The organism is Hamadaea sp. NPDC050747, assembly GCF_040654195.1.
Taxonomy (GTDB): domain Bacteria; phylum Actinomycetota; class Actinomycetes; order Mycobacteriales; family Micromonosporaceae; genus Hamadaea.
On the sequence record NZ_JBFAHM010000008.1, the window covers coordinates 315,730 to 342,647 of the forward strand.

The window sequence follows — 26,918 nt, forward strand, 5'->3', positions numbered from 1 at the left end:
CGGCCACCCGCGCGATTCCGGGAAATTGCGGCTTGGACGACGAACGAAGCCGCGCTATCCCGCATGACGCGATGAGCTATCCCGGATAACGCGATGATCAAGGCCGCTCCGGGGAAGAGGTTCAGTCCGCCGCCGCGCGGCGGAGCACGGCGTACATGAATGCGACGGTCGCCACCGCCGACACGAGCTGGGCCGTCAGCCCGGCCGCGACCGGTTCCATCGGGAGCAGGAAGCAGGCCAGGAAACTGACCATGCCCACGGCGTACGCCGCGGTCACCGCCCGGTGTCGGGCCAGCGCCAGCAGGGCCGACTGCAGGACGGCCATCCCCATGCCGAAGACCGCGCTGAGGGCGAGCAGCGCCAGGTCCAGGGCGCCGATCCCATGGGCGTCGCCGAAGATCATCCGCAGCACGAAACCGCCCAGCGCCGCCGTCCCCAGGACGCCCAGCACGCCGAGTCCCGAAACCAGGTAAGCCGCTTGGCGTACCCCTTGGCGCAGGAGACGGTGATCACCGGTGGCCGCGGCCCGCGAGAGGACCGGGAGCAGCACGGTCTGCGCGCTGGTGAAGAGGAATTGCGGGATGCGGGCCAGCACGAAGGCGAACGCGAAGACCCCGGCCCGGCCGGGGTCGTCGCTGAGCAGGGCCTTGACCATGACCGGGCCGAGGTTCGCGAGGCCGAGCGAGAGCAGGTTGGAGGCGGCGAGCCAGCCGACGGCCAGGAGCAGGCCGCGCCACGGCACGTGCTCGCCGACCGGGCCGAGGCGCACCCAGGGCAGGCAGGCGACCGCCGCGAGCAGCAGACCGACGCCGATGCCGATGCCGTAGGCGGAGGCCAGGTGGACTCCGGCGACGACCAGGACGACGCACGGCAGCAACCGCCCCAGCCCTTCCCCGCCGATGGTGGCCGCGTAGCGACGCAGTTGACCACGCCCCGCGAAGGTGCCGCGCGGCAGACTGATCACCGCGTAGCCCACGCAGGCGGCGGCCAGCCCGAGCACCAGCCAGTGGTTGCCGTCGAAGACCCGGTCGGACAGCGGGTTCGCGATGGCGGCCAGCAGGAGCAGCAAGCCGGCGAGCATCCCGGCCGCGATGAGCCGCAGCTGCCGCACGGCGGTGCCGGTCGGTCGCCCCTGAGCGATGCCGCGGCTGACCAGCCGGCTGATCTCCAGCTCGACGCTGTTGAACACGCCCGCGCCGAACACCACGATCAGCAGGTACAGCGAGGCCAGCGTGGCGTATTCCGCCGGGGTGACCATTTTCGCGGTGATGGTGAGGAACGCGTAGCCGGCCGCGCCGAGCACCGCCAGCCCGGCGATGATCGAACTCGCGCCCCGGGCCACGCTCTGCGCGGAGACCGCGGACTCGTCGGCGAGCTGCGTCTGGCTCACCGTTTCACCGCCTGGGGAAGGTAGGGCATAGTAGGCGCCAGCGTAGACGACGCCCGGGGGCCCGGCCGCTGGTCGCCCGCACACCAGGCTCGGCCGCGCGCGAATCGGACATCTCGCGTTCGCTCAGCGGAGACATCATGGCTGACCAGGAGGGGACGACCGGCGATGAAGGTCAACGAGCTGAAGATCGAGGGCGCGTGGGAGTTCGTCCCGGTGCAGCACGGTGATCCGCGCGGGGTCTTCCTGGAGTGGTACCGGTTCGAGGAGGTCGAGGCCGCGGTCGGGCATCCGCTGCGCCTCGCGCAGGCCAACCTCTCGACGTCCGTCGGGGGCACGGTCCGCGGGATCCACTTCGCCCAGGTGCCGCCCGGCCAGGCGAAATACGTCACTTGTGTACGCGGGGCGCTGCTGGACGTCATCGTCGACCTGCGGGTGGGGTCCCCGACGTTCGGCGAGTGGACCTCCGTCCGGCTGGACGAGACCGAACGGAACGCGGTCTATGTCGCCGAAGGCCTGGGACACGGCTTCTGCGCGCTGACCGAGGACGTCACGATCACCTACCTGTGCTCGGAGGTCTACAACCCGGCGCGGGAGTTCGCGGTGAACGCCCTGGACCCGGAGCTGGGCATCGTCTGGCCGGCCGAAACGCCGTTGCTGTCGGCGCGCGATTCCGCCGCGCCGTCGCTCGCCGAAGCCGCCGCTCAGGGCCTGCTTCCGTCCTATGCGGACTACCGAGCGTACGTCGATGCGCTACGTGCGTGACCTTCGCAGGTGATCTCGCGTACTGTTTGGGGATGGACCGGCGCATCTACGGCATCGAGACGGAGTACGGCGTCACCTGCACGTATCGGGGGCAGCGTCGGCTGTCCCCGGACGAGGTGGCCCGTTACCTGTTCCGGCGGGTGGTCTCCTGGGGCCGTTCTAGCAACGTCTTCCTGCGCAACGGCGCCCGCCTCTACCTGGACGTGGGCTCGCACCCCGAGTACGCCACCCCCGAGTGCGACTCGCTGCTCGACCTGGTCGCCCACGACCGGGCCGGCGAGCGCATCCTCGAGGGCCTGCTGGTCGACGCCGAGAAGCGACTGCACGACGAGGGCATCGCGGGCGAGATCTACCTCTTCAAGAACAACACCGACTCCGCCGGCAACTCGTACGGCTGCCACGAGAACTATCTCGTCAGCCGGCACGGCGAATTCGGCCGCCTGGCCGACGTCCTGATTCCGTTCCTGGTCACCCGCCAGCTCATCTGCGGAGCCGGGAAGGTCCTGCAGACGCCGCGCGGAGCGGTCTACTGCCTGTCGCAGCGCGCCGAGCACATCTGGGAGGGCGTGTCCAGCGCGACCACCCGCAGCCGGCCCATCATCAACACCCGGGACGAGCCGCACGCGGACGCCGAGCGCTACCGGCGCCTCCACGTGATCGTCGGCGACTCCAACATGAACGAGATGACGACCCTGCTCAAGGTGGGCTCGGCCGACATCGTCCTGCGGATGATCGAGGCCGGGGTCGCGATGGCCGACCTGTCGCTGGAGAACCCCATCCGGGCTATCCGGGAGGTCTCCCACGACATCACCGGCCGTCGGCGGATCCGGCTGGCCAGTGGCCGGGAAGCCAGCGCGCTGGAGATCCAGCAGGAGTACTTCGCCAAGGCCGCCGAGTTCGTCGCGAAGCGTACGCACGACGACGTCTCCAAGAAGGTGATCGACCTCTGGGGCCGGGTGCTCACAGCGGTCGAGAGCGGCGACCTGGAACCCGTCTCCCGGGAGATCGACTGGGTCACCAAGCTACGCCTGATCGAGCGTTACCAGGCCAAGCACGACCTGCCGCTGGCGCATCCCCGAGTCGCCCAGCTCGACCTCGCATACCACGACCTGCGCCGAGGGCGGGGGCTCTACCCGCTCCTGGAGAAGCGCGGCCAGGTCGAGCGGGCCGTGCACGACCTGCGGATCTACGAGGCCAAGGAGACGCCGCCGCAGACGACCCGCGCCCGGCTGCGGGGCGAGTTCATCCGGCACGCCCAGGAGAAGCGCCGCGACTTCACGGTGGACTGGGTGCACCTCAAGCTGAACGACCAGGCCCAGCGGACCGTCCTCTGCAAGGACCCGTTCCGGGCGCACGACGAGCGGGTGGACCGCCTGATCGCCAGCATGTGATCGGAACACCCGCCCCCCGCATCCCGTTCGGGGTGCGGGCGGCGAGGTGTAGGCTTCGGCGCACCATGAGCGAGAACGAAACCCCGCCCACCGACTCCGAGCGGCGAATCCAGCGTGACCTGTTCGGCCGCCGGATGGACGAAGTCCAGCCCCGGTGGGAGCGCCGCAAGGCCAGGATCCGCGCCGAGATCGAGCGGAACCGGCGCGGCGAATACACGGTGCCGACCTGGGTCCTGGTCGCCCTCCTCGTGGCGATCGTGGTCGGCTTCACCCTTTTCGTCATCCTCGCCTGACCTCCCCACCCTCTCCGCGCGCACCCCGCCCTCTTCCGCGTGATCATGAACTTTATGGTCGTGATCGACCGGCGTGTCGAGGCCGGAAACGCCATGATCAACAGGAGCGGCGTCGGCAGCGTCGGGTAGCGGATCCGGGCGCGACCGGGCGTGATCAAGTGCCCGTGGTCAGCGGGTGGCGGCCCATTTCGAAGATCAAGTGCCGAGGGCATGCGCAAAAGGGCCGCTCCAGCGCATACGACGGGAACTTGATCTCCGAATCGAGCCGTGAATCGCTCACGTAGGGCACTGGATCAAGCCGGATCGGGCGAGCGCGTCAGAGCAGTCCAGCCGCGTGGCGTCCGGCCGCCGCGGCGGCGAGGAAGTACCCATGGTCGGCGTCGAGTCCGCGCCCCATGGTGGACAGCTTGACCGGCGAAGCGCGCAGCGCCTCGTCCAGTCCGGCGCAGTCCACCTCGACGATCCGATGCCGGTCCCGCAATGCCGCCAGCTCGGCGGACAACGATGGCAGCAGGGGAGCGGGGACCGGCAGGTCGGCTGGGACCAGCGCCACCCGCCCGTACGCGGTGAGGCTGTGGTGCGACACACCCCGGTGGCGTTCCCGAGCGTCGGCCTCCGAGATCCGCAGCGACCCGACCGGCCGCCCGCCCAGGGTGGCGACGGCGTTGACCGCCTCGCCGACGGCGACTCCGGAGTACCCCCAGATCGTGCCGGTGCCGAGGTTCCCCGGACCCTGCGCCACGATCGTGAGCTCGGCGTCGAGGGCGTACCGGGCGGCCAGGAGCGCGCTGTGGACGTTGACCGCCTCCAGGTCACCCCCGTACGCCTGCCCGGCGGTCACCGTCCCGAGCAGTCGCCCGCTCAACTCCGACAGCGATCGGGAGAACCAGGCCGGCAGGGCGCCCCCGTCGGTCATGACGTACGCCACGCGAGTCCCCGGCCGGGTGGCGTCGACGCCGGCCAGGATCGCCGGGAGGGCGGAGTGCAGATCCGCCAGGACGACCGGCATACCGCCGAGGTCGTCGGCGCGCTCCAGCGAAGGACGGAAGGGAGAGTCCTCTTCGTCCGCAGCGAGCGTCACCGTCTGTAGCGGGGTGTAGCGGGATTTGACGATGTGCCCGGGGCCGGACGGGTCCGGCGGCAGCCGGTCCGGCAGGGCCACGACCAGGGCGTACCCGCCGGTTCCCAGGCCAAGGGCCAAGGCGTTGGCGTTCAGCAACACTCGGTCACCGGGCTCCGGTTCCCCGACGAGCGCGGGGTACGCCAGCGCCCGCACCGACGAAGGATCGTCCGGCGTGCGCTGGGAGAGGCGTACCGCCAGCTCGACTGCGCCGTGCCACCGCCGGCCCACCGATTCCACCGACCCCTGCCGCCACCTGATCACCACGACACCCTAGCGGCCCAGGAGTCGCTGCGATCGCAGCGCTCGCACACGGATTGTCACTCTTCCGAACGTTAGTTCGATCTTTTCGGGAGCCGGGGGCGACGCCGGACGCGGACGCTGCTAGCGTTGCTCTGTGTCGCGCAGCCGGACCGAACGCCTCGTCAACTTGGTGATCTGCCTGCTCTCTACGCGCAGGTTCCTCACGGCTGCCCAGATCGCCGCGACCGTTCCCGGTTACGAGCACGATTCCGACGATCCCCGCGAGCACGAGGCCTTCCAGCGAAAGTTCGAACGCGACAAGGCTGAGCTGCGGGAGCTGGGCGTACCCCTGGAAATCGGCACGGCGAGCGTGTTCGACGCGGAGCCGGGCTATCGCATCGCCCGCCGGGATTACGGCCTGCCCGAGATCCCGCTGGCGCCGGATGAAGCGGCCGCCGTGGGCGTGGCCGCGCGCCTGTGGCGGCACGCGGGCATGGCCGCCGCGGCCAGCTCGGGCCTCGCCAAGCTGAGAGCCGGCGGCGTCGAGGTCGACGGCGAGGCCACTCTCGGCGTCGAGCCGGTCGTCGCGGTCGACCCGGCGTTCACCCCGCTGGCCAACGCGGCCCGCGAGCGCCGCGCGGTCACCTTCAACTACCGCGTCCCCGAGCAGGACGCGTCCGCGACCCGCCACGTTCAGCCGTGGGGCGTGGTCTGCTGGCGCGGCCGCTGGTACGTGGTCGGTCACGACACCGACCGTGGCGCCACGCGCTGCTTCCGGCTGTCCCGGATCTCCGGCACCGTGCGGCTGGTCGGTCCCGCCGGCGCGTACACGCCGCCGGCCGATCTCAACCTGATCAGCCATGTCGCGCGCTGGTCCGGCCCGCACGAGCGCACCCGGTCCGCGCGGGTCCTGGCCCGTCCAGGACGAGCAGCAGGGGTACGCCGCTGGGCCGAGCAGGTCGAGGAGACGCCGGACGGCGACATCCTGACCCTGCGATACGCGGAGCCGCACGGGCTCGCCGCGTGGCTGGTCCGCTACGGGCCGGACGTCCTCGTGCTCGAGCCCGAGGAGGTCCGCGAGGCGATCGTGTGCCGTCTGCGGGACATGGCCGGACTGGCCGAGAAGCTCGGCGCGACCGAACTGCCCGAGCAGACTCGTTCCGAACAGGGTGTGGCCGCGTGACGCGCCCGGGGACCACTTCGTCGGAGCGGCTGGCGCGGCTGCTCAACCTCGTGCCTTACCTGCTGGCGCGGCCCGGTGTGGAGGTCGCGCAGGCCGCCGCCGACCTGGGCGCCACCGAGGCCCAGGTCCGCGACGACTTGGAACTGCTGTGGGTCTGCGGGCTGCCCGGCTACGGTCCCGGCGACCTGATCGACATGGCGTTCGACGGCGACCGGGTGACCATCACCTATGACGCCGGCATCGACCGCCCGCTGCGGCTGCGGCCCGACGAGGCGACCGCGCTGGTGGTGGCGTTGCGGATGCTGGCCGAGACGCCCGGCATCGCCCAGCGCGACGCCATCTTGCGGGCGCTGGCCAAGATCGAGAGCGCCGCCGGCGATGTCGCCGACGCCCCGATCGCGGTGCAGTCGCCCGACGGCGGTTCGGCCGACGACCGGCTCGCCACCGTACGCGCGGCGGTCGAGCGTGGGCGCGCGCTGCGGATCACGTACTACACGGCGACCCGCGACGAGTCGACCGAGCGGGTCATCGACCCGATGCGCGTCATCGTGGTGGCCGACCGCTCCTATGTAGAGGCATGGTGTCGCCGGGCCGGGGCGGTCCGGCTTTTCAAGATCGATCGCATCGACGCCCTGACCGAATTGGACGAGCCGGCCGCGCCGCCGCCGCAGGCCCAGTCGACCGTCGTCGACGAGCAGGTCTTCCGGCCCTCGCAGGAGCTGCCGAGCATCACCATCCGGATCGGCCGTGGCGACCGGTGGATCACCGAGTACTACCCGGTCGAGTCGGTCGACGAGATCACCCCGGAGGAATGGCTCGTCACCTTGCGGGTGAGCGATCTCGACTGGGCCCGGCGGTTCGTCCTCGGGCTCGGCCCGGGTGTGGACGTCATCGCCCCGAAAGAACTCGCCGAATCGGTACGCGGTGCCGTCCTGGAGGCTCTCGCGGCGTACGCCTGAGTCGCCTAACGTCTGCGCCGTGGAGATCCCCCTCGGCGTTCAGGCGGCCGTTGCCGTCGTTGGGCTTTCGGCGTACCTGGTGCTCTCGATCGTCTACCGGCGACGATGGGACAAGGCTTTGCGCGTGGCCTTGGGCCGCCGGCTCGGGCTGGACGTGCAGTGGCGCCGGGTCGCCGACTCCGGTGACATCCCGATCGACGCCTGGTACGCCGAGACCGACGGCCCGCTCGGCAAGCAGCTCGGCCAGCATCTGGCGATCCGGTTCGCCGACATCGCGGCGCTGGTGGTGATCGGCGTACTGCCCCCGCTCGCGCTGCTGGGCCTGGAGTTCCTCGGCCACTTCCATGGCGCGGTCATCGGCTTGACCGCCTTCGCGGTGATCCCCGTCTTCGGGGTGTACTGGAGCCGGCGGCGCGCCGCCTAGTGAGAGCGCCCCGATCCGGGGGTAAGGTGCGGACGTGGTCGGCTGGATCGTGCTAGCGCTCGTAGTGGTCAGTGTCGCCGTGCTCGCCTTCGCGGCCCGCTCGGTCGTAGGCCGGCTACCCGCTCTTCAGCAGGCCCAGGCCGATCTGCAGGGCCGGGTGGCGGACGCCCAGCGTCTTCAGGAACGTCTCAGCGGGCTCCAAGCGCAATCGGCCGCCTTGCAGCAGAAGATTTCGCTGGTCCAGGCGGGCGTCGCGGAAATAAAGGCCAAACGCGCCCAAAAGGAGCAGGGAGTCGGTTGACGTTGCTGCCGTGATGGTCAACACTTCACCAGCCGGAGCGGACGTGGCCACCGAGGGACGTGGCGATCCGGGGAAACGCACGTAGGATGGGGCCGAAACACCAGCCCCTCAACTTGATCACACTTGGAGCACGACATGGGCGCCCTCAAGCCGTGGCACATCATCCTTCTGGTTGTTGTGATCGTGGTCATCTTCGGCTCGAAGCGGCTGCCGGACGCGGCCCGTTCGCTCGGCCGGTCGATGCGGATCATGAAGGCCGAGACCAAGGGTCTGATGGACGACGACAAGGACAAGGCCAAGGACGACTTGGTCGAGAAGGCCGACGCGCAGTCGGGCCGTGCGCCGCTGACCGGTGAGGTTCAGCAGAACGCCGACCCGGTGCAGCGCGAGCGCGTCGCCGACCGCTGAGGTCGGCACCGGCGTGACTACCCCGGCACGTCGGCAGAAGAAGCCGACCCAATTCGAACGGGCCTCCGACGGCTCGATGACCCTCATCGAGCACATCCGGGAGCTCCGTAGCCGCTTGACCAAAGCGGTTCTGGCGATCGTGGTCGGCTTTTTCGTCGCCTTCTACTTCTCGGACACCATCTTCAGCTTCATCGAGAAGCCCTACTGCGACCTGGACCTGGCCGGTAACGGCACGTGCAACTTCACGGTCCTGAAGGCGACCGACCCGCTCCTGATGAGCATGAAAATCGCCCTGTGGGGTGGTTTGATCGTCGCCGCACCGTTCTGGCTCTACCAGCTCTGGGCGTTCATCGCGCCCGGTCTGCACAAGCATGAACGCAAGTGGGCGTACATGTTCGGCGCGATCGCGGTGCCGCTGTTCTTCGCGGGTGCGGTGCTCGCCTCGCTGGTGGTCAGCAAGGGCCTCGAGTTCCTGCTCACCCACGGCGCGGTCAAGGCGACCTCGCTCGAAGCCAGCAGTTATCTGTCGTTCGTCACGAACCTCGTCTTACTCTTCGGGCTCTCGTTCGAGTTCCCGGTGTTGTTGTTGCTCCTCAACTTCACTGGCCTGGTGTCCGGCAAGCGGATGATCGGTTGGTGGCGGGTAGCCATCATCGTGTTCTTCGCGTTCGCCGCGATCACCACGCCGGACCCAGGCCCGTTCGGCATGACGCTGCTCGCCTGCGCGCTGATGGTGCTCTACTTCATCGCCTGCGGGATCGCGATCCTCAACGACAAGCGGCGTGACCGCAAGCATCGCCGCGAGTTCCCGGATCTCGGTGACGACCAGGCCTCGCAGCTCGAATACGACCCCGAGCCGATCGAAGGCGCGGAGCCGGTCGCGGCCCCGTCCGTGATCGACGAGCCGGCCCCGGTCGAGCAGCCGGAGCGGATCGAGCGTCAGCCGAACCGCTGGGACGACATGACCTGATAAGCCGGAATCTCGGTCGGTCCGACCGTCGCTGAGCCCCCGCCTCTCGTGGAGAGGCGGGGGCTCACGCATACTTCCACCACAGTCTGCCGAGAAGTCGATCAGCCGCTCGCGGGAACGATCACGGCACCGGGGACGCGACACGCCGGTCGATCATGGCCGATAGCTCATGATCGCGCGGAAAGGGCAGCGGCGGGAGAGGAGGGGCGGGCATGGGGTCGGTGGCGGTGCTGATGAACCCGACAGCGGGTCGGGGTCGCCATGCGCATCTGCGTGATCAGGTCACGAAGGTGCTGGGCGCCGATGCCGAGCTGCTCGCTGTGCGTACCGCTGAGGAGGCGGAAGCCGCGTGCCGGGCCGCGGTCGCCGACGGCGCGCGAGCTGTGATCAGCGTGGGCGGGGACGGCACTTTGCACCGCGCGGTGCAGGCGGTGGCCGGGACGGGCGTGCCGCTGGGCATCGTGCCCGCCGGGACGGGCAACGACGTGGCCGCGTGCCTGGGCGTGCCGGCTGACCCGCACGAAGCGCTGGCCAGGGCTGCCGCCGCGCTGGAGAGCGGGCAGACCCGGGACGTCGATCTGGCGCGGATGGAGCGCGACGGTGTCGCGCGCTGGTCCGCCGGGGTCATCGGACTGGGCTTCGACACGCTCGTCAACGAGCTGGCCAACCGGATGCGCTTCCCCCGCGGCCCGCGGCGCTACGACGTGGCGATCGTGCTGGAGCTGGCCCGCATGCGGCCCCGGCGGTACCAGATCACCGTCGACGGCGTCCGCGAGGAGCTGGAGGCCGTGCTGGTCGCGGTCGGCAACACCGCGCGGTACGGCGGCGGCATGCGGATCTGCCCGGCCGCCGATCCGACCGACGGGCTGCTCGATCTGGTCGTCGCCGGCCCGGTCTCGCGGTTCACCCTCATGCGGATCAAACCCCAGGTGTACGCGGGAACGCACGTCGATCATCCGGCGGTACGCCAGCTGCGCGGCCGCGTCGTGGAGGTGGCCTGCGACGGCATCACGAGCTACGCCGACGGCGAGCAGTCGCTGACCTTGCCGGTGACGATCAGCGCCGTGCCCGGCGCGCTTCGAGTGCTCGGCTGACGGAGTGGGTATGAGCGGGGTATGGCCTGCCCGTTTTGGTGGGATTCAGCAGGGCACGGCGAGGTTCAGCACCGCGCTCAGGCCGTTCGCCTGACCCGGTTCGGCGGCCGGCAGGACGAGCGTACGCAGACCGGCGTGCACGGCTCCGGCGTCGGCCGGGGTGTCGCCGACCATCAGCGTCCGTTCCGGCTCGGCGCCGAGCGCGGCGCACGCCCGCAGGAAGATCTTGGGATCCGGCTTGATCAGGCCGACCTCGTACGAGAGCGTCACCGGCAGGTCGCCCAGGCCCCAGGCGCTCAGATGCGGCCGGATGTCGAAGCCGATGTTGGACAGGACGCCGACCGCCACGCCGGCTTCGCGGAGCGCCCGGATCGTCGGGACGGCGTCGGGATAGACGGTCCAGCCCTCCGGCGTCAGCACCCGTTCGTAGATCGCCTCGGCGAGCCCGTCCACCCCGGAGTCGACCGTCTCGCACAACCCGATGTACGCCGCGCGATGGGCGTACGCCGAAAGATCACGATCGGACCACACTTCGGCGAGGTGGATGGGGATCCGGGCGTCCCGCTGGGCGACCCCCGGCAGCCCGCCGGAGGTGGCGTACCGGTCGGCGAGGACGGCCAACCGACCGGGATCGAGCGCCGCCCCGAGCTGGACCAGGGCGGCTCCGACCCAGGTCACCGGGGGCTGTGTCATGGCGAGCGTCCCGTGGAAGTCGAAGATCACGGCGTCGAGCAGGCGATCGGGGACTCCCGGGAGCATTCGGTTGGGCACGCCAGCACCATACCTACATGCAGGTTGGGGACCCCAGCAACTAGGCTCGGCGGTATGTTGCGCCGCACCTCCTCGCGGAGGCCCCGGATCTCCCATAGGCCGACCGGTGTGAGGAGTCCGAGATGACCAGCCCCGCGGAGCGGTACGCGGCCGCCAGGCGCCGGGCCGAGACTCCCCGGCTCACCGAGTTCACCGCCGGTCTGGAATTCCAGCTCGACGACTTCCAGAACCGGGCCTGCGAGGCGCTGGAGCGTGGCTCCGGTGTGCTCGTCTGTGCGCCCACCGGCGCCGGTAAGACGGTCGTCGGCGAGTTCGCCGTCCACCTGGCCCTGCGAGAGGGCCGCAAGTGCTTCTACACCACGCCGATCAAGGCGCTGTCCAACCAGAAGTACCACGATCTGGTGCAGGTGCACGGCGCGGCCAAGGTTGGCCTGCTGACCGGGGACAACGCGTTCAACGGCGACGCGCCCGTGGTCGTGATGACCACCGAGGTGCTGCGCAACATGCTGTACGCCGGTTCGAACTCGCTCAAGGGTTTGTCCTATGTGGTCATGGATGAGGTGCACTACCTGGCCGACCGGTTCCGCGGCGCGGTCTGGGAAGAGGTCATCATCCACCTGCCCGACTCGGTGAACCTGGTGTCGCTGTCGGCGACGGTGTCCAATGCGGAGGAGTTCGCCGACTGGCTCGTGACGGTACGCGGCCAGACCGAGGTCGTCGTGAGCGAACATCGCCCGGTCCCGTTGTGGCAGCACATGCTGGTCGGCAAGCGGATGTTCGACCTGTTCCACGACGCCGAGGCGGCCCGGTCCCACGAGGTGCACCCCGAACTTCTCCGCTACACCCGTGAGGTCAGCCGCCGGCTGGAGATGGGCGACATCCGCGGCGGCGGCCGCGGGCGGGGTGGCCGGGGCCGCAAGGCGATGATCTACCGGCCGGAGATCATCGAACGCCTCGACCGCGAGGGTCTGCTCCCCGCGATCGTGTTCATCTTCAGCCGGGCCGGCTGTGACGCGGCCGTCCAGCAGTGCCTTCAGGCCGGGCTGCGGCTGACCAGCCCGGACGAGCGCGCCGAGATCCGCGCGATCGTGGAACGCCGGATGAGCAGCGTGCCCAGCGAGGACCTGAACGCCCTCGGCTACTGGGAATGGCTCGACGGCCTCGAACGCGGCCTCGCCGCCCACCACGCCGGCCTGCTGCCGCTGTTCAAGGAGATCGTCGAGGAGCTGTTCGTCCAGGGCCTGGTCAAGGCGGTCTTCGCGACTGAGACGCTGGCCCTCGGCATCAACATGCCGGCTCGGTGCGTCGTGCTCGAACGGCTGGTCAAATACAACGGCGAGGCGCACGTCGACCTCACGCCGGGGGAGTACACCCAGCTCACCGGCCGGGCCGGGCGGCGCGGCATCGACGTCGAAGGGCACGCGGTCGTCGTCTGGGGGCCGGACGTCGACCCCCGGCACGTCGCCGGACTGGCCTCCACGCGGACCTATCCGTTGCGGTCCAGCTTCCGGCCGTCCTACAACATGGCGGTCAACCTCGTCGGCTCGGTCGGCGCCGATCGGGCCCGGGACCTGCTGGAAGCCTCCTTCGCCCAGTTCCAGGCGGACCGGTCGGTGGTCGGCGTGGCCAAGCAGGTCCAGCGCAACATCGAGACGATGGACCAGTACGGCCACGAGGCCGAGTGCGACAAGGGCGACTTCGCCGAGTACTTCGGCCTCCGGGTGGCGATCGCCGACCGGGAGCGGCAGCTGGCCAGGCAGTCCCAGCAGCACCGCCGGTCGCAGGTCGCGCATTCGCTGGAGCAGCTCAAGCCGGGTGATGTGATCCGGGTGCCGTCCGGGCGCCGGGCCGGGCTGGCCGTCGTCCTCGACGCCGGCGTCGGCGGATTCGGCGAACCGCGGCCGCTCGTCGTGACCGAGGACCGGTGGGCCGGGCGGCTGGCCGCGGGCGAGTTCAGCGTCGCCGTCGAGGTGCTCGGCCGCGTACGCCTGCCCAAGCACGTCAACCACCGCAATCCCGGGGAACGCCGGGACATCGCGGCGAGCCTGGCGGCGCTGGGGCTCGAACGCGGCTCCGGTCGCCGGGGCGGCCGGGCGAAGGCGGCCACCGGCGACGACGACGAGCTGCTGCGCCTGCGGCACCTCATGCGTAAGCACCCCTGCCACGCCTGCCCGGAACGGGAGGACCACGCCCGGTGGGCCGAGCGGCGGCACCGGCTCGAACGCGACACCGACCAGATGCGGGCCAAGGTCGCCAGCCGGACGGGGTCGCTGGCGCGTACCTTCGACCGGGTTTGCGACCTGCTCACCTCGCGGGGCTACCTCGTGCCCGGCGCGTCGGCCCTGGACGGCGGCGGAGTCACCGACGCCGGGCGGATGCTGGCGCGCATCTGGACGGAGGCCGACCTCCTCGTGGCCGAATGCCTGCGGGAGGGCGTCTTCGACGGGCTCGCCCCGGCCGAACTCGCCGCCGCGGTCTCCGTGGTGGTGTACGAGGCCCGCCGGGAATCGGAGGACCGGGCGTCGCTGCCGCGTGGCCCGGTCACCGACGCGGTGGAGGGCGTGCTGAGCGTCTACGGCGGACTGATCGGCGAGGAGCGCGAACGCGGCCTGCCGCTGACCCGGGAACCCGACCTCGGCTTCGTCTGGCCGATCTACCGCTGGGCCCGGGGTGAGCCGCTCGCCAAGGTGCTGGCCAGCGCGAACGCGATCGAAGGCGAGCTGCCGGCCGGCGACTTCGTCCGCTGGGCCCGTCAGGTCGTCGATCTCCTCGGGCAGATGGCCGAGGCGAAGGGGACGCCCGACGGCGTACGCACGACCGCCCGAGCGGCCATGGACCTGATCAATCGTGGCGTCCTGGCCTATACCTCAGTCGGGTGATCGGCTGAGGCGGAGATCCCTTCCGGCTCTGTTACCTTGACCCGGGCCCCTGTCAACGGCGAGAAGGCTTGCCACCTGACGGGGTCCGGGGGTTCGAGGGGGAGGCATGGCCGGAGTCTTGTCGGCTGAGATTCACCATTTCACATACGGTCCGATCACACCGATTCTGGCGTACGCGGTCTCGGTGCTCGGCTCGCTGCTCGGGTTGACCTGCACCGCCCGGGCACGACGCCTCGAACCGGGCGCGCGTCGCGGCGGCTGGCTCATGCTGGCGGCCTGGGCGATCGGCGGCACCGGCATCTGGACCATGCACTTCATGGCCATGCTCGGCTTCGGGGTCGCCGGCGCCGCGTTGCGCTTCGACATCCCGATCACGGTGGCGTCAGCCGTCCTCGCCGTGGCGGTCGTCGGCATCGGACTGTTCATCGTCGGCCTGGGCAAGCCGAGCGCGCCGCGAGTGCTGTTCGGCGGCCTGTTCACCGGGCTCGGCGTCGCCTCGATGCACTACACCGGCATGGCGGCGCTGCGGGTCGACGGCACGATCTCGCACAGCCGGAACCTCGTCATAGCCTCCGTCGTCATCGCGGTTGTGGCCGCGACCGTCGCCCTCTGGTTCACCCTGGTCGTCTCCCGGCCCGGCACGACCTTCGCGTCGGCGCTGGTCATGGGCGTCGCCGTGTGCGGGATGCACTACACCGCCATGGCGGGCGTACGCGTGAACGCCAGTCAGCCGTCGCTGCACCTGCACGGGGCGACCGCCGGCACGATGCTGCTGCCCATCCTGGTCCTCGTCGTTCTCGTCATCATCCTGCTCTTCTACGCTCTGCTCTCCGAGCCCAAGGAGGAGGACGCGGCGGCCCGGGCCTTCCTCGACCGGCAGGCCGCCGAACGTCTCGCCGCTCAGCAGGCGGCGCCCGCGGCGCAGCCTATCGGCGTACGCCGGACGCGGCTGCGCTGATCGCCTCGTCGAGCTTGGCCCGCAGCCGGCTCGTCGGCTGGGCGCCGATCACCTGCCAGACGACCTCGCCCCCGGAGAACAACGCGAACGTCGGCATCGCCATGATCCCGTACGCCCGGGCCGTGGCCGGGTTCTCGTCCGCGTTGAGCTTGGCGACCTTGGCACGGCCGGCGTACTCCCCGGTGAGCTGGTCGAGCACCGGCGCCATCTTGTGACACGGCGGGCACCACTCGGCCCAGAATTCGACCAGCACCGGTTCGTACGCCCCCAGCACCTCGTCGGCGAAATCGGCGTCGGTGACGGACAACGTCATGAGTTCTCCTCCAGCTCCAGGCTCACCCGGCGGCGGATCTCGACCAGCCGCCCGATGCTCGCGTCCAGATCGGCGAGCTTGCGACCGAGTACCGCGACCGAACCCGGGCACTGCCCGCCCGACTCGTGCCCGGAGCGGAGACAGTCCACGAACGGCCGGGTCTCCTCCAGCGAGAACCCGATCTCCAGCAACGACCGGATCTCCCGGACCAGCCGCAGATCGTCCTCGCCGTACTCCCGATAGCCGTTGGCGGCGCGCCGGGCGCTGAGCAGCCCGTGCTCCTCGTAGTACCGCAGCGTGCGGGCGCTCGTCCCGGCCCGGTCGGCCAGCTCACCAATGCGCATGCGGCAACGGTAAACCTTGACGCCCGCGTCAACGCTAGTGTGTCGCAGGTCGCCATTCGCCGGTCGACAGCACGCCCGCGGCGTAGTCCCGCGCCTGGCCGGAGTCGTCGAACCACCGGATGGCCCGGCGTCCGCCCGGCTCGGTCAGCCGGACCTCCCACGCCCCGAGAAGGCTGCTCCGGACGAGCAGCTCCAGCGGCGTCCCCTCGACGTCGCCGATCCAGCGCCCCGCAACGGTCATCAGAAGAGGGTAGAAAACGGGCCTTCGTGCCGGTCAAGCTCGACGCGCCCGCCGCGTGTGCCGCGCGTGCCACGATCATTGCGCCAGCCACGACGTTTCGCGGCGCGATTCGTCCGGTTAAACAGCATGGCTGACGCGATGATCATGATCAGAGGGCGCTGAGCAGCGCCATCCCGGCGCGCAGCGAGCGGCGCTCCATCGCGTCCGCGAACGTCAGCTCGCCCCGGCACATCCCCGCGAAGGCGCGCCAGCCCGCCTTGGTCGCCATCACCGTGTGGAAGGGTGCCGGGTGCTTGCGGAACGCCGCCAGCAGCCGCCGCCCGGCCGCCATCTCGGGCAGCAGATCCTCGCTCACCATCCGCGCGTACGCGCCGACCAGCTCCGCGGGCCGGTTGCGGTGAGTGGCGGCGGCCTGCCCGGCCAGCCGCCCCGAGCGCAGCGCGAAGCTGATGCCCTCGCGCGTCCACGGCTCCAGCAGCCCGGCCGCGTCGCCGGCGAGCAGCACCCGGTCCAGCCCCAGCGGCGAGTCGTCCGCGCGGCACCGGGTCAGATGGCCCGAGTCGTGCATCGGCTCCAGGCCGCCGAGTCCCAGCCTCGTCACGAATTCCGAGAGATACGCCTTGAGCCCGGACCCGTCGGTGCGGTCCCCGATGACCCCGACCGTGAGCCGATCCCCCTTCGGGAACACCCAGCCGTACGACCCGGGCAGTTTGCCCCAGTCGATGAGCATGCGGCCCTCCCACTCGCGCGCCCGGGCCCGGGTGACCGGCAGTTCGACCTCCAGCCCCACGTCGACCTGGGAGAACGTCGCCCCGACGTGGCGGGCGGAGACTCCGCCGGACCCGTCGGCGCCGACGATCACCCGGGACGTCACCGTCTCTCCACTCACGAGCCGGGCGACCGCCCGTTCCGGGTCCTGCCCGATCGACCGGACCAGCGCCTGCTCCCGGATGACCGCGCCCGACTCCTGCGCCGCCTTCCGTAACGCGTGGTCGAACTCCTCGCGTACCACCATGGAGATCAGCGGTTGGTCCACTTCCCGGGTGAACTCGCGGCCGCCGCGCAGCGTGAAGGTCGAGGCGCGCACCTGTTCGCGGGCCGGGACCGAGATCCAGCCCGACGCGACCCCGAGCGACGCGGCCACGAGCCCGCCGCCGCAGGTCTTGTATCGCGGGTGGGTGGAGCGTTCCAGGACGACGGTGCGAGCGCCGCCCCGGGCAGCGGTGATCGCCGCTGCGAGGCCCGCCGGCCCGGATCCGATGACCGCCACGTCCCAGTCTGCCGCTCGTGCCACGCTCGCCAGCATATGCGTGGGAGTGATTCCCGGAGTGCCGGGGTGAATCTTCAACCAGATACTGGATTACCGCACCAGGCCTAGATCATCGCGTCTTCCTACGCCGGCTCAGCCGAAGGTGTTGCACTGGCGCGGATCGCCGGTCTGATACCCCTGGGTGAACCACTGCTGGCGCTGGGCCGCGCTGCCATGGGTGAAGCCCGCCTCGTTGATCTGCCCGCCGGACTGCTGCTGGATGCGGTCGTCGCCCACCGCGGCGGCCGCGTTCAGCGCCTCCTGGAGGTCGGCCGTGGTGAGGCTCTTGAAGATCGGTACGCCGCTCGCGTCGGTCGTGCCGGAGGCGGCCTTGGCCCAGACCCCGGCATAGCAGTCGGCCTGGAGTTCCATCGCCACGGAGTACTTGTTGGCGTTGGCCGGGTCGCGCTGCTGCGCGCGGCGTACTTGGGCTTCGGTGCCGAGCAGGTTCTGGACGTGGTGGCCGTATTCGTGCGCCAGCACGTACGCCTGCGCGAAGTTGCCAGGCGCGCCGAACCGGCTGGCGAGTTCGTCGTAGAAGCTGAGATCGATGTAGACGCGCTTGTCGCCGGGGCAGTAGAACGGGCCCACACCGGAGGTGGCCGCGCCGCACGCCGTCGAGACCTGGCCGGAGAAGAACCGGGTCGGCACGATCTCGTAGTTCTTGCCCATGGTCTGCGGCAAGGACTTCTGCCAGTACGCCTGGATCGAGTTGATGTACGCGAGGTTCCGGCAGGCCGGGTCGTTGAACCGGTTGGGATTGCTCTTCGCGCACGTCGACGCGAGGGAGGAGCTGTTCGGGCTCGGGTTCGTGCCGCCGCCGAGGCCGCCCAGGTCGCCGAGGCCGGACAGGTTGCCCCGGCCGAGGCAGCAGAACAGGCCGACGCAGATCACCGCCACGACGATGATGATCAGCAGGCCGCTCTTGCCCATCCGGCCGCCGCGCTGGCCGGGTTGACCGCCCTGACCGGCTTGGTTCTGGCCGCCGCCCCGGAAGATCATCGGCAGTAGTCCGCTGAGGCACCCCGCCATGCCGGCGCCCCCGCCGCCGAGGCCTCCGCCGCCGCCGCCTCCGCCTCCGCCGCCCGACGAGCCGGGGAAGTTCATGCCGGGAAAGCCGCCGCCGGGCGGCACGCTCCCGCCGCCCCCGCCGGAGCCGCGCATGTCCTCGACTTGACTCGGATCGAGATCGGCGTTCTCGTTGAGCGACATGCGCCCATTGTCACCGGTTAAGTGCGTTATGCGGGCGTTTTCGCGGCGTCCGCGCTGGAAATCCGCTTCCAGCCTCCCGGTAGACTGGGCGCCACCATGATTACCGCAACCGGGCTCGAGCTGCGCGCCGGCAGCCGCATCCTGCTCTCCGACGCGACCCTCCGAGTTCAGCCCGGCGACCGGATCGGTCTCGTCGGCCGTAACGGCGCGGGCAAGACGACCTCGCTCAAAGTGCTCGCCGGGGAGGGTCAGCCGTATTCCGGGAAGCTGGAGAGCCGGGGACCCGTCGGCTATCTGCCCCAGGATCCGCGTACGGGCGATCTCGAGGTGACCGCGCGTGACCGGGTCCTGTCCGCCCGCGGTCTCGACGCGCTGCTGCGCGAGATGAAGGAACTCGAGCAGCTCATGGCCGACGGCGACGACCGCGCCGTGCGCCGTTACGGCACGCTGGAGGACCAGTTCGCCGCGCTCGGCGGGTACGCGGCCGAGGCCGAGGCCGCCCGGATCTGCGCCAACCTGGGCCTGCCCGACCGGGTGCTGGCCCAGACGATCGGTACGCTCTCCGGCGGTCAGCGGCGGCGCATCGAGCTGGCCCGCATCCTGTTCCGCGACCTGGGTCAGCCCGGCGGCGGCATCCTGCTCCTCGACGAGCCGACCAACCACCTCGACGCCGACTCGATCACCTGGCTGCGCGGCTTCCTCGCCGGGCACAAGGGCGGTCTCGTCGTCATCTCCCACGACGCCTCGCTGCTGGAGGCGGTGGTGAACAAGGTCTGGTTCCTCGACGCCAACCGCGCCACCGTCGACGTCTACAACGTCGGCTGGAAGAAATACCTGGAGCAGCGGCAGACCGACGAGCGGCGGCGGCAGCGGGAGCGCGCCAACGCCGAGAAGAAGGCCGGCGCGCTCATGGCGCAGGCCGACAAACTCCGGGCCAAGGCGACGAAGACGGTCGCCGCCCAGAACATGGCCAAGCGTGCCGAGAAGCTGATCGGCGGGCTGGAAGAGGTGCGCTCCGCCGACAAGGTCGCCAAGGTGCGGTTCCCCACACCGGCGCCGTGTGGCAAGACGCCCCTGACCGCTTCGGGGCTGTCGAAGGCGTACGGGTCGCTGGAGATCTTCACCGGCGTGGACGTCGCGGTGGACAAGGGCTCCCGCGTCGCGATCCTCGGCCTCAACGGCGCCGGGAAGACGACGCTGCTGCGGATGCTGGCCGGGGTGCTGGAGCCGGACACCGGCGCGGTCGAAGCCGGTCACGGGCTCCGGATCGGCTACTACGCCCAGGAGCACGAGCAGCTCGACGTCGAGCGCACCATCCTCGACCACATGCGCTCGGCCGCGCCCGACCAGACCGACACCGATCTGCGGCGCATCCTGGGCGCGTTCCTGTTCAGCGGCGACGACGTCGACAAGCCCGCCGGCGTGCTGTCCGGCGGGGAGAAGACCCGGCTGGCGCTGGCCACCCTGGTCTGTTCGGGGGCGAACGTGCTGCTGCTCGACGAGCCGACGAACAACCTCGACCCGGTCAGCCGGGAGCAGGTGCTCGACGCGATCGCCCGGTATCCCGGTGCGATCGTCCTCGTGACCCACGACCCCGGTGCTGTGACGGCACTCAAGCCGGACCGGGCGATCCTGCTGCCGGACGGCGTCGAGGACGCCTGGAGCGACGATCTGCTGGAGCTGGTCGAACTGGCCTGACGGCCCGGCGCCGGAAGCTCACCAGGGCGTCGCCAGCACCGCCTCCACGACGACGGCGGTGAGCGCGCCGACGCCGGCCAGCAGCAGCGGTGGCGGCGGGATCGGGCCGCCGCGCTGCTCCGGCGCCACCGCGGCGACCGTCAGCCACGGGAAGTACGCCAGCCAGGCGTGCTCGACGCCGCCCCGGGCCAACCCGGCGGCCACCGAGAACACCACAGCGGCTCCCGCGCCCGCCAGAAACGGCCATCCCGGCGTGTTCCGGAGTTTGCGTACGCCGGGGACCAGAGCGGGTCCGGCGGCCAGGAGAAGGGCGACGAGGCTGATCGCCGCCCACGGCAGGGCGGGCCGGGCCGGTTCGACCCGGGCGGTGAAGTCGTTGTGGGCGCTGAGGAGCCCGTCGAACCAGTTGAACCCGGCAGCCCAGGCGGCCAGCACCGGCAGCAGCGCGCCCAGTCCGCCGGCCCAGTTCAGGGCGGCCCGGCGCCGGGCGAAGTTCAGGCATACCACCGTCAGGCCCAGCCACGCGGCGGCGTACGAGAAGAGCGCGGCAGTGCCCAGCGCGATGCCGGAGGCCAGCGACCAGGCCAAGGCCCGCGTGCCGTGTCTGATCGTGGCCCGAACCCCGGCCGCGATGGTCGCCGCGGCCAGCGTGCCGACCAGCGCGTCGATCGAGACCGCGAGCCAGACCGCCCAGGTGGACAGCAGGAGCAGCGGGGCGTAGCTGCGGGCCGCCGCCTCGCCGCAGACCTCGCGGACCGCCGACAGCACGAGCGGAGCCACCAGCGCGCCCAGCGCGGTGACGGCGAGGCCGAGCAGCAGATGGTCGGTCAGCCCGGCCCGATGCAGTGCCCAGAGCAGCATGACCGGGCCCGGCGGGTGGCCCCGGCTGGCGATCGACTTCTCCGCGGCGGTCGCCGTATAGGCGCGCAAGTACTCCCACGGGTGATCACCCATCGCGGTGACATCGGTGAGGTAACTGTCCGGACTCAGCAGCGCGCGGGTGAATCCGTCGGCACCGTCCACGTAGGCCAGACCTACCGACCAGAGGAGCAATCCGCAATAGGAAACGATTACGAGCATTCCCCACCGTGCGGAATGGAACCACCCGCGATGCGCAAAGGTAAGGACCGAAAGCGCAATCAGTGGTGCCAGCACCGTCGCCGGGCCGATCTCAACTCGATAACGGCCGAGAAAAGGCGCGCTCGCGGTGCCGAGTGCGACTCCGGCGCGCACCGCGAGCCAGGTCGCGGCGGTACCCACGGTGACCAGTGCCAACCAGCTGAAAAGGTCGTCACGTTCACGTCTGCGCGCCGCTGCGGGGTCATCGCTCACCACGGCGCATCAGGCTATCGGGTAGCCGACAGAGGCGTGCGTGTCGGTTGGCGTGTAGTTGATATCTAGCGCATGATCGTTCCAGGCGGTCTAATAGATGAGACCGCGTAACCGCACCATCTTTCGGACGTGAGGGATTCACGATGGCAGCCACCGGCACAGCTACCACCACAGAGAAGGGTCGCCGGATCGTCGGGACCGAGCGGCAGACGCTGGCGAAGGACCTCGTCAAGCGATACACCTCCGGGGAGAGCATCCGTGCTCTGGCCTCGTCGACGGGCCGCTCCTACGGGTTCATTCACCGGGTGCTCACCGAGGCGGGCGTCCAGCTGCGTCAGCGGGGCGGCGCCCGGCGCCGTAAGAAGGCCTGACCGCCTTCTCCCCGGACAAGCGGATACGATCTGCAGGCATGACCTCGCGATCGCCACAGGACGTGCACCCGGCCGGCGACACCCCGCCGGCCGGTGTACGCATGGAGGCTGATGGTCCGATTGCGACGATCACGCTGGATCGTCCCGAAGTTCTGAATGCGCAGACCACGGCGACGTGGGAAAGCTTGCGCGACATCGGTTCGGCGCTGCGCGCCGACGTCAGAGTGGTGGTGCTCCGCGGCGAGGGGCGGGCCTTCTCGGCCGGACTAGACCTTGCCCACGCCCAGGCCAACCTGGGTGAGCTCGCCGCGGTGCCCCCCGACGAGGCCGAAGCTCGGATCGGGCGCTTCCAGGAGGCCTTCTCCTGGTTGCGCCGCACCGACATCGTCACCATCGCCGCTGTGCAGGGCCATGCCATCGGAGCCGGTTTCCAGCTCGCACTGGCCTGCGATTTCCGGGTCGTCGCCGACGATGCCCGGTTCGCCATGAAAGAAGTGGCCTTGGGCTTGGTGCCCGATTTGACGGGGACCAAGCGGCTCGTCGACCTCGTCGGCTACTCCCGCGCTCTGGAGTTGTGCGCCACCGGGCGTACGGTCGACTCGGCGGAGGCCGAGCAGATCGGGCTGGCCACTGTCCGCGTACCGCGAGCGGAGCTCGACCAGGCGGCCCGGGATCTGGCGGCCGCGCTGCTCGCGGCCGATCGCAACGCCCTCATCGAGATCAAGGCGCTGATCGCGGGCGCTCATCAGCGGTCATACGCCGAACAGGCGCTCGCCGAGCGGCAGGCTCAGGTGCGCCGTATCCGGGAGATCGCCGGGCTGGGCGAATAGCGCCCCGGTAAGCCCTCGTTCGGGAATGTCAGGCTTACCTCGTATGTTGGCCCTGCAGGATCATCCTGGGAGGGCGACAGATGTCAATGATGGGCGGGGGCGGCGGAGGCTGGGGCATGATGCGTGCCCTCCGCGAGGAGGACGCGGTCAAGCAGCACAAGCTGACCAGCGGCACGTTCAAGCGCGTGATGCGCTTCGCCCGGCCGTACCGGCGGGACATCGCGATCTTCCTCGTGACGGTGGTCGTGTCGGCCGCGATCGGCGTGGCGACCCCGGTTCTCGCCGGTGACGTCGTCAACGCCATCACCAGCGGCAAGCCGTCGGCGGGCGGCACGGTCATCCGGCTGGCGCTGATCATCGCGGGACTCGCCATCGTCGGCGCCGGCCTCTCGCTCGCCCAGCGGTGGTACTCGGCCCGGATCGGCGAGGGCATCATCTACCGGCTGCGCAGCGAGGTCTACGACCACGTCCAGCAGATGCCGCTCCAGTTCTTCACGCGTACGCAGACCGGCGCGCTCGTCTCACGTCTCAACAACGACGTCCTGGGCGCGCAGCGGGCGTTCACGTCGACGCTGTCCGGCGTCGTCAGCAACGTCATCCAGCTGGCCCTGACGGCCGGCGTGATGCTGAGCCTCAACTGGCAGATCACGGCCCTGTCGTTGGTCCTGCTGCCGGTGTTCATCCTGCCCGCGCGCCGGGTCGGGCGGCGGCTGGCCGCCATCACCAAGGAGTCCTACGAACTCAACGCCACCATGAACGCGACGATGACCGAGCGCTTCGGTGTCGCGGGGGCGTTGCTGGTGAAGCTGTTCGGCCGACCCGAGTCGGAGTCCGAGCGGTTCGGCGAGAAGGCCGCCCGCGTACGCGACATCGGCATCACCTCGGCGATGTACGGCCGGGCCTTCTTCGTCGCGATGATGCTGGTCGCCTCGCTGGCCCAGGCGCTCGTCTACGGGCTCGGCGGCTGGTTCGCCGTCCACCAGACGATCTCGGCCGGCACCGTGGTCGCCCTGGCGTTGCTGCTGACCCGGCTCTACGGGCCGCTGACGGAGCTGTCCAACGTCCGCGTCGACGTCATGAGCGCGATGGTCAGCTTCGACCGGGTCTTCGAGATCCTGGATCTGCCGCCCGCGATCGCGGAGAAGCCCGACGCGGTCGAGGTGACCAAGGGCTCCAGCCGAGTCGAGTTCCGGGACGTGTGGTTCCGCTATCCCACGGCGGCCGAGGTTTCCCTGGCCTCCCTGGAGGACGTCGCGACGCTGGACCGCAAGCAGACCGAGCCGGTGCTGCGCGGTGTTTCGTTCACCGTCGAGCCGGGGCAGATGGTGGCGCTCGTCGGCCCGTCGGGTGCGGGCAAGTCCACCACGTCGATGCTGGTGAGCCGGGTCTACGACGTGACCGAGGGTTCGGTGGCGGTCGGCGGCGTCGACGTCCGCGACGCCACGCTCGCGTCGCTGCGCGACACCATCGGCGTCGTCACCCAGGACGCTCACCTGTTCCACGAGACCATCGCGGCGAACCTGCGTTACGCCAAGCCCGACGCGACCGACGACGAGATCTGGGCGGCGCTGCGGGGCGCTCAGGTGGAGGAGCTGGTCCGGGCGCTGCCCGACGGTCTGGAGACGGTCGTCGGCGAGCGGGGCTACCGGTTCTCCGGTGGCGAGAAGCAGCGCATCGCGATCGCCCGCCTCCTGCTCAAGGCACCGTCGATCGTCATCCTCGACGAGGCCACCGCCCATCTGGACTCCGAGAGCGAGGCTGCGGTGCAGCGCGCGTTGTCGGTCGCGCTCGCCGGGCGTACGGCGCTGGTGATCGCGCACCGGCTCTCGACGGTGCGGGAAGCCGACCAGATCCTGGTGCTCGACGACGGCAAGATCGTCGAGCGGGGTACGCACGAGGAACTGGTCGCGGCGGGCGGTCTCTACGGCGACCTCTACCGGACGCAGTTCACCGCCTCGCCGGTGGATTCGCCGCTCACGACGAGCCTGCCCGCGAGCCCGGCCGCCGCCTGAGACCTCCCAGACGGCGGGGTGCCGGGCTCGCCCGGCGCGAGATCATCGCGTTTTCCGCGATAACGTCCCTGCCGAGCGCGAAAGCGCGAGATCATCGCGTTTTCCGGGATAACGTCCCTGCCGAGCGCGAAAGCGGGAGATCATCGCGTTTTCCGGGATAACGTCCCCTGCCGAGCGCGAAAGACCGCGTTATCCCCGGCTACGTCCCCTTTGCCGGCGGTCTGCCGCTGTTGCCGGCCGGTGCGGCAGCCGCGCCCATCGGAGCGGCTGCCGCGGTCCGGCGTCAGCGGATCCCCGCCTCGTCGCACAGGAACTGCACGACCTCGTTCTCATCCACTCCGGACAGTCCCCGGGAGCGGAACCAGGTCAGGACGTTGTGCACGTCCCGGGTCAGGAACCGCCGCCCGTGCGGGTTGGCGACGATGTCGACGATCTGCGGGAGATCGATGACGACTAACCGTCCTTCGTGGACGAGGATGTTGTACGGCGACAGGTCGCCGTGGGCGTACCCGCTGCGGGCCAGGACCCGCAGCCCGACCAGCAGCTGCTCCCACAGATCGGTCAGGTCCGCGTCCTCCGGCCGGATCGCGGCCAGCCGGGGCGCGGCCACACCGTCCTGCGTACCGATGAACTCCATGAGGATCTCGGTGCCGAGGATCTGCACGGGATAGGGCGTGAACGGGGCTACGTCCAGCGACTGGGCGGTCTCCCAGAGCTTGCACAGCGCCCCGAATTCGGCGTACGCCCACTGCCCGGCGATCGCCTCCTTGCCGAAGGCGGTGCGGGCGGCGACGGCCCGGTTGACCCGGCTGTCCCGGGTCCGCCGGCCCTCCAGGTATCCGGCGTCCCGGTGGAACATCCGGTGATCGCTGTCCCGGTACCGTTTGGCCGCCATCAGCGTGCCGTAGCCGGTCTCGGGGACTTCCCGCCGGATCAGGAAGACGTCGGCTTCCTTGCCGGTCTTGAGCATGCCGCGTTCGATGTCGACCGCGGCCAGCTCGGTGACCACCCACTCGGGATGCGGCAGCGGGCCGCGTTCGGTGGGGGAGGACAGGTCCCAGGTGGACCAGCGGTCGCCGGTCTCCGGGCCGTCCGGGTTCTCATCCCATTCGGGATCGTGATCGAAGAACTTCTCGAACGTGTCGGTTTCGGTCAGCGAGAAGTCGTCGTCGTCGAACTTGCGCTTGTTGCGCACTTCAGCGGCTCCTTGAGCGAAGAGGAAAGGGGAACGGCGCAGGGCACGGCAAAGACAGCCATCTGGCTCCCCTCCTCTCACTCACACACCACGCCGAAAAAAGACAGGCCGTGGTGGCGGCCATGATCAAACGTCGAACAGTCTAGGCGGCGTAGGGGGACATGTGTCAACCGATTTTCCGCGTGACGCCCGACTAGTCGATCACCTGCTCGCGGAGTCGATCAGGATGCTGGGCACACGACACGCCGGTCGATCATGACCGAAAGTTCATGATCAACGGGGAAAGCGGGAAAAAGCGGAAGAAGCGGGGCTCAGCGTTTGCGGACGGTTTCCTCGACGAGGTCGAGGACGGGGCCGAGGTCGCCGGCCGGCCGGCCCATGGCCAGGTGCAGCACGAGCCCGTCGTAGGCCAGTTCGAGGAAGCGCATGAGCGCCTCCAGTGGCACGTCGTCGCGGAGCACGCCGGCGTCGCGCTGACGCTTGAGCCGTTCGGCGGTGGCGCTTTCGATCGCGCTCGTGCGCTGGACCCACCGCTCGGCGAAGCCGGGGTCGGTCCGCACACGGCGGGAGACCTCCAGCTGCGTGCCGAGCCAGCCGGCCGCGTCGGGGTCGGTGGCGCGGGCCAACAGGTCGCGCATGACCTGCACGAGTCCGTTGCGGGCGACCGTCTCGACCATCTCGGCGGCGTCGTCCTCGGCGACCGCGAGGAACAGCGAGTCCTTGTCGCGGAAGTGATGGAAGATCGCGCCCCGGGAGAGCCCGGTCGCCTCTTCGAGCCGCCGCACGGTGGCGCCCTCGTAGCCGTAGCGCGCGAAACAGGCCCGGGCGGCGGTGAGGATCTCCTCCCGCCGGGCTTCCAGCTGGTCCTGACTCACCCTCGGCACACTACGATCCTCCCAGGTCAACCAAGTCTTC

Annotated in this window: 27 protein-coding genes; 16 read left to right on the forward strand and 11 right to left on the reverse strand. The window is 70.2% G+C overall.

Annotation, left to right across the window (positions count from 1 at the left end; translation table 11 throughout):
- Window positions 1–121 precede the first annotated feature (121 nt).
- Complete coding sequence (locus tag AB0H43_RS21235; RefSeq protein ID WP_360001461.1) at window positions 122–1,390, reverse strand: lipopolysaccharide biosynthesis protein; 1,269 nt, start codon at window positions 1,388–1,390, stop codon at window positions 122–124.
- Window positions 1,391–1,555: 165 nt separating this feature from the next.
- Between AB0H43_RS21235 and AB0H43_RS21240 the strand changes: the two genes are divergently transcribed.
- The 3 genes from AB0H43_RS21240 (at window position 1,556) to AB0H43_RS21250 (ending at window position 3,836) form a co-directional block, all read left to right on the forward strand.
- A complete protein-coding gene (locus AB0H43_RS21240) occupies window positions 1,556–2,152 on the forward strand; it encodes a dTDP-4-dehydrorhamnose 3,5-epimerase family protein (RefSeq protein ID WP_360001464.1) in 597 nt (198 codons plus the stop codon).
- Between the two features lie 32 nt (window positions 2,153–2,184).
- Window positions 2,185–3,543: a Pup--protein ligase gene (gene pafA, locus AB0H43_RS21245; protein ID WP_360001466.1), complete on the forward strand. Its 1,359-nt coding sequence runs from the start codon at window positions 2,185–2,187 to the stop codon at window positions 3,541–3,543.
- A 65-nt stretch (window positions 3,544–3,608) separates the two neighbouring features.
- The gene (locus AB0H43_RS21250; RefSeq protein ID WP_360001715.1) at window positions 3,609–3,836 is read left to right on the forward strand and encodes a hypothetical protein; all 228 of its coding nucleotides are present in this window, start codon (window positions 3,609–3,611) and stop codon (window positions 3,834–3,836) included.
- 316 nt (window positions 3,837–4,152) lie between these two features.
- On the opposite strand, the gene AB0H43_RS21255 is transcribed toward AB0H43_RS21250, so the two are convergent.
- Window positions 4,153–5,220 (reverse strand): DUF3866 family protein, encoded by a 1,068-nt coding sequence (locus AB0H43_RS21255; protein ID WP_360001468.1) that lies wholly within the window; start codon window positions 5,218–5,220, stop codon window positions 4,153–4,155.
- Window positions 5,221–5,353: 133 nt separating this feature from the next.
- Here AB0H43_RS21255 and AB0H43_RS21260 point away from each other — a divergent pair, with 133 nt between their 5' ends.
- The 7 genes from AB0H43_RS21260 (at window position 5,354) to AB0H43_RS21290 (ending at window position 10,538) form a co-directional block, all read left to right on the forward strand.
- Window positions 5,354–6,382 (forward strand): WYL domain-containing protein, encoded by a 1,029-nt coding sequence (locus AB0H43_RS21260; protein WP_360001469.1) that lies wholly within the window; start codon window positions 5,354–5,356, stop codon window positions 6,380–6,382.
- Entirely contained in the window at window positions 6,379–7,341 is a 963-nt protein-coding gene (locus tag AB0H43_RS21265; protein ID WP_360001470.1) for a YafY family protein, read from the forward strand. The genes AB0H43_RS21260 and AB0H43_RS21265 overlap by 4 nt, the downstream gene beginning before the upstream one ends.
- A gap of 19 nt (window positions 7,342–7,360) precedes the next feature.
- Window positions 7,361–7,765, forward strand: coding sequence for a hypothetical protein (locus AB0H43_RS21270; RefSeq protein ID WP_360001472.1), 405 nt, complete (start codon window positions 7,361–7,363; stop codon window positions 7,763–7,765).
- A gap of 34 nt (window positions 7,766–7,799) precedes the next feature.
- Entirely contained in the window at window positions 7,800–8,066 is a 267-nt protein-coding gene (locus tag AB0H43_RS21275) for a hypothetical protein (RefSeq protein WP_360001473.1), read from the forward strand.
- A gap of 135 nt (window positions 8,067–8,201) precedes the next feature.
- The gene (tatA, locus tag AB0H43_RS21280; RefSeq protein ID WP_360001475.1) at window positions 8,202–8,474 is read left to right on the forward strand and encodes a Sec-independent protein translocase subunit TatA; all 273 of its coding nucleotides are present in this window, start codon (window positions 8,202–8,204) and stop codon (window positions 8,472–8,474) included.
- Between the two features lie 76 nt (window positions 8,475–8,550).
- Window positions 8,551–9,444: a twin-arginine translocase subunit TatC gene (tatC, locus tag AB0H43_RS21285; protein ID WP_360001692.1), complete on the forward strand. Its 894-nt coding sequence runs from the start codon at window positions 8,551–8,553 to the stop codon at window positions 9,442–9,444.
- Between the two features lie 212 nt (window positions 9,445–9,656).
- Window positions 9,657–10,538 (forward strand): YegS/Rv2252/BmrU family lipid kinase, encoded by an 882-nt coding sequence (locus tag AB0H43_RS21290; RefSeq protein WP_360001477.1) that lies wholly within the window; start codon window positions 9,657–9,659, stop codon window positions 10,536–10,538.
- A gap of 45 nt (window positions 10,539–10,583) precedes the next feature.
- Here AB0H43_RS21290 and AB0H43_RS21295 read toward each other — a convergent pair whose 3' ends face one another.
- A complete protein-coding gene (locus AB0H43_RS21295) occupies window positions 10,584–11,297 on the reverse strand; it encodes an HAD-IA family hydrolase (protein ID WP_360001694.1) in 714 nt (237 codons plus the stop codon).
- Window positions 11,298–11,431: 134 nt separating this feature from the next.
- Between AB0H43_RS21295 and AB0H43_RS21300 the strand changes: the two genes are divergently transcribed.
- Both AB0H43_RS21300 and AB0H43_RS21305 read left to right on the forward strand, forming a co-directional pair.
- Complete coding sequence (locus AB0H43_RS21300) at window positions 11,432–14,188, forward strand: DEAD/DEAH box helicase (protein ID WP_360001478.1); 2,757 nt, start codon at window positions 11,432–11,434, stop codon at window positions 14,186–14,188.
- Window positions 14,189–14,294: 106 nt separating this feature from the next.
- A complete protein-coding gene (locus AB0H43_RS21305; RefSeq protein ID WP_360001480.1) occupies window positions 14,295–15,146 on the forward strand; it encodes an MHYT domain-containing protein in 852 nt (283 codons plus the stop codon).
- On the opposite strand, the gene trxA is transcribed toward AB0H43_RS21305, so the two are convergent.
- The 5 genes from trxA to AB0H43_RS21330 all read right to left on the reverse strand — a co-directional run bounded on the left by trxA (window position 15,115) and on the right by AB0H43_RS21330 (window position 18,565).
- Window positions 15,115–15,459 (reverse strand): thioredoxin, encoded by a 345-nt coding sequence (gene trxA, locus AB0H43_RS21310; RefSeq protein WP_360001482.1) that lies wholly within the window; start codon window positions 15,457–15,459, stop codon window positions 15,115–15,117. The genes AB0H43_RS21305 and trxA overlap by 32 nt on opposite strands.
- Window positions 15,456–15,803, reverse strand: coding sequence for a MerR family transcriptional regulator (locus tag AB0H43_RS21315; protein WP_360001484.1), 348 nt, complete (start codon window positions 15,801–15,803; stop codon window positions 15,456–15,458). The genes trxA and AB0H43_RS21315 overlap by 4 nt, the downstream gene beginning before the upstream one ends.
- Before the next feature lie 34 nt (window positions 15,804–15,837).
- Complete coding sequence (locus AB0H43_RS21320) at window positions 15,838–16,044, reverse strand: hypothetical protein (protein ID WP_360001486.1); 207 nt, start codon at window positions 16,042–16,044, stop codon at window positions 15,838–15,840.
- A 148-nt stretch (window positions 16,045–16,192) separates the two neighbouring features.
- Complete coding sequence (locus AB0H43_RS21325) at window positions 16,193–17,338, reverse strand: geranylgeranyl reductase family protein (RefSeq protein WP_360001487.1); 1,146 nt, start codon at window positions 17,336–17,338, stop codon at window positions 16,193–16,195.
- 108 nt (window positions 17,339–17,446) lie between these two features.
- Window positions 17,447–18,565, reverse strand: coding sequence for a neutral zinc metallopeptidase (locus AB0H43_RS21330; protein ID WP_360001489.1), 1,119 nt, complete (start codon window positions 18,563–18,565; stop codon window positions 17,447–17,449).
- Between the two features lie 96 nt (window positions 18,566–18,661).
- Here AB0H43_RS21330 and AB0H43_RS21335 point away from each other — a divergent pair, with 96 nt between their 5' ends.
- Entirely contained in the window at window positions 18,662–20,263 is a 1,602-nt protein-coding gene (locus tag AB0H43_RS21335; RefSeq protein ID WP_360001491.1) for an ABC-F family ATP-binding cassette domain-containing protein, read from the forward strand.
- Window positions 20,264–20,281: 18 nt separating this feature from the next.
- On the opposite strand, the gene AB0H43_RS21340 is transcribed toward AB0H43_RS21335, so the two are convergent.
- Window positions 20,282–21,343, reverse strand: coding sequence for a hypothetical protein (locus AB0H43_RS21340; protein ID WP_360001493.1), 1,062 nt, complete (start codon window positions 21,341–21,343; stop codon window positions 20,282–20,284).
- A 395-nt stretch (window positions 21,344–21,738) separates the two neighbouring features.
- Here AB0H43_RS21340 and AB0H43_RS21345 point away from each other — a divergent pair, with 395 nt between their 5' ends.
- The 3 genes from AB0H43_RS21345 (at window position 21,739) to AB0H43_RS21355 (ending at window position 24,808) form a co-directional block, all read left to right on the forward strand.
- Window positions 21,739–21,966 (forward strand): helix-turn-helix domain-containing protein, encoded by a 228-nt coding sequence (locus AB0H43_RS21345; protein WP_027343421.1) that lies wholly within the window; start codon window positions 21,739–21,741, stop codon window positions 21,964–21,966.
- Window positions 21,967–22,004: 38 nt separating this feature from the next.
- On the forward strand, window positions 22,005–22,796 hold the full coding sequence (locus AB0H43_RS21350; RefSeq protein ID WP_360001495.1) for an enoyl-CoA hydratase/isomerase family protein: 792 nt from the start codon (window positions 22,005–22,007) through the stop codon (window positions 22,794–22,796).
- A gap of 80 nt (window positions 22,797–22,876) precedes the next feature.
- A complete protein-coding gene (locus AB0H43_RS21355) occupies window positions 22,877–24,808 on the forward strand; it encodes an ABC transporter ATP-binding protein (protein ID WP_360001496.1) in 1,932 nt (643 codons plus the stop codon).
- Between the two features lie 283 nt (window positions 24,809–25,091).
- On the opposite strand, the gene AB0H43_RS21360 is transcribed toward AB0H43_RS21355, so the two are convergent.
- Both AB0H43_RS21360 and AB0H43_RS21365 read right to left on the reverse strand, forming a co-directional pair.
- Window positions 25,092–25,964, reverse strand: a complete 873-nt coding sequence (locus tag AB0H43_RS21360; RefSeq protein ID WP_360001696.1) for an RIO1 family regulatory kinase/ATPase — start codon at window positions 25,962–25,964, stop codon at window positions 25,092–25,094.
- Window positions 25,965–26,314: 350 nt separating this feature from the next.
- Window positions 26,315–26,887, reverse strand: a complete 573-nt coding sequence (locus AB0H43_RS21365) for a helix-turn-helix domain-containing protein (RefSeq protein ID WP_360001497.1) — start codon at window positions 26,885–26,887, stop codon at window positions 26,315–26,317.
- Window positions 26,888–26,918 lie beyond the last annotated feature (31 nt).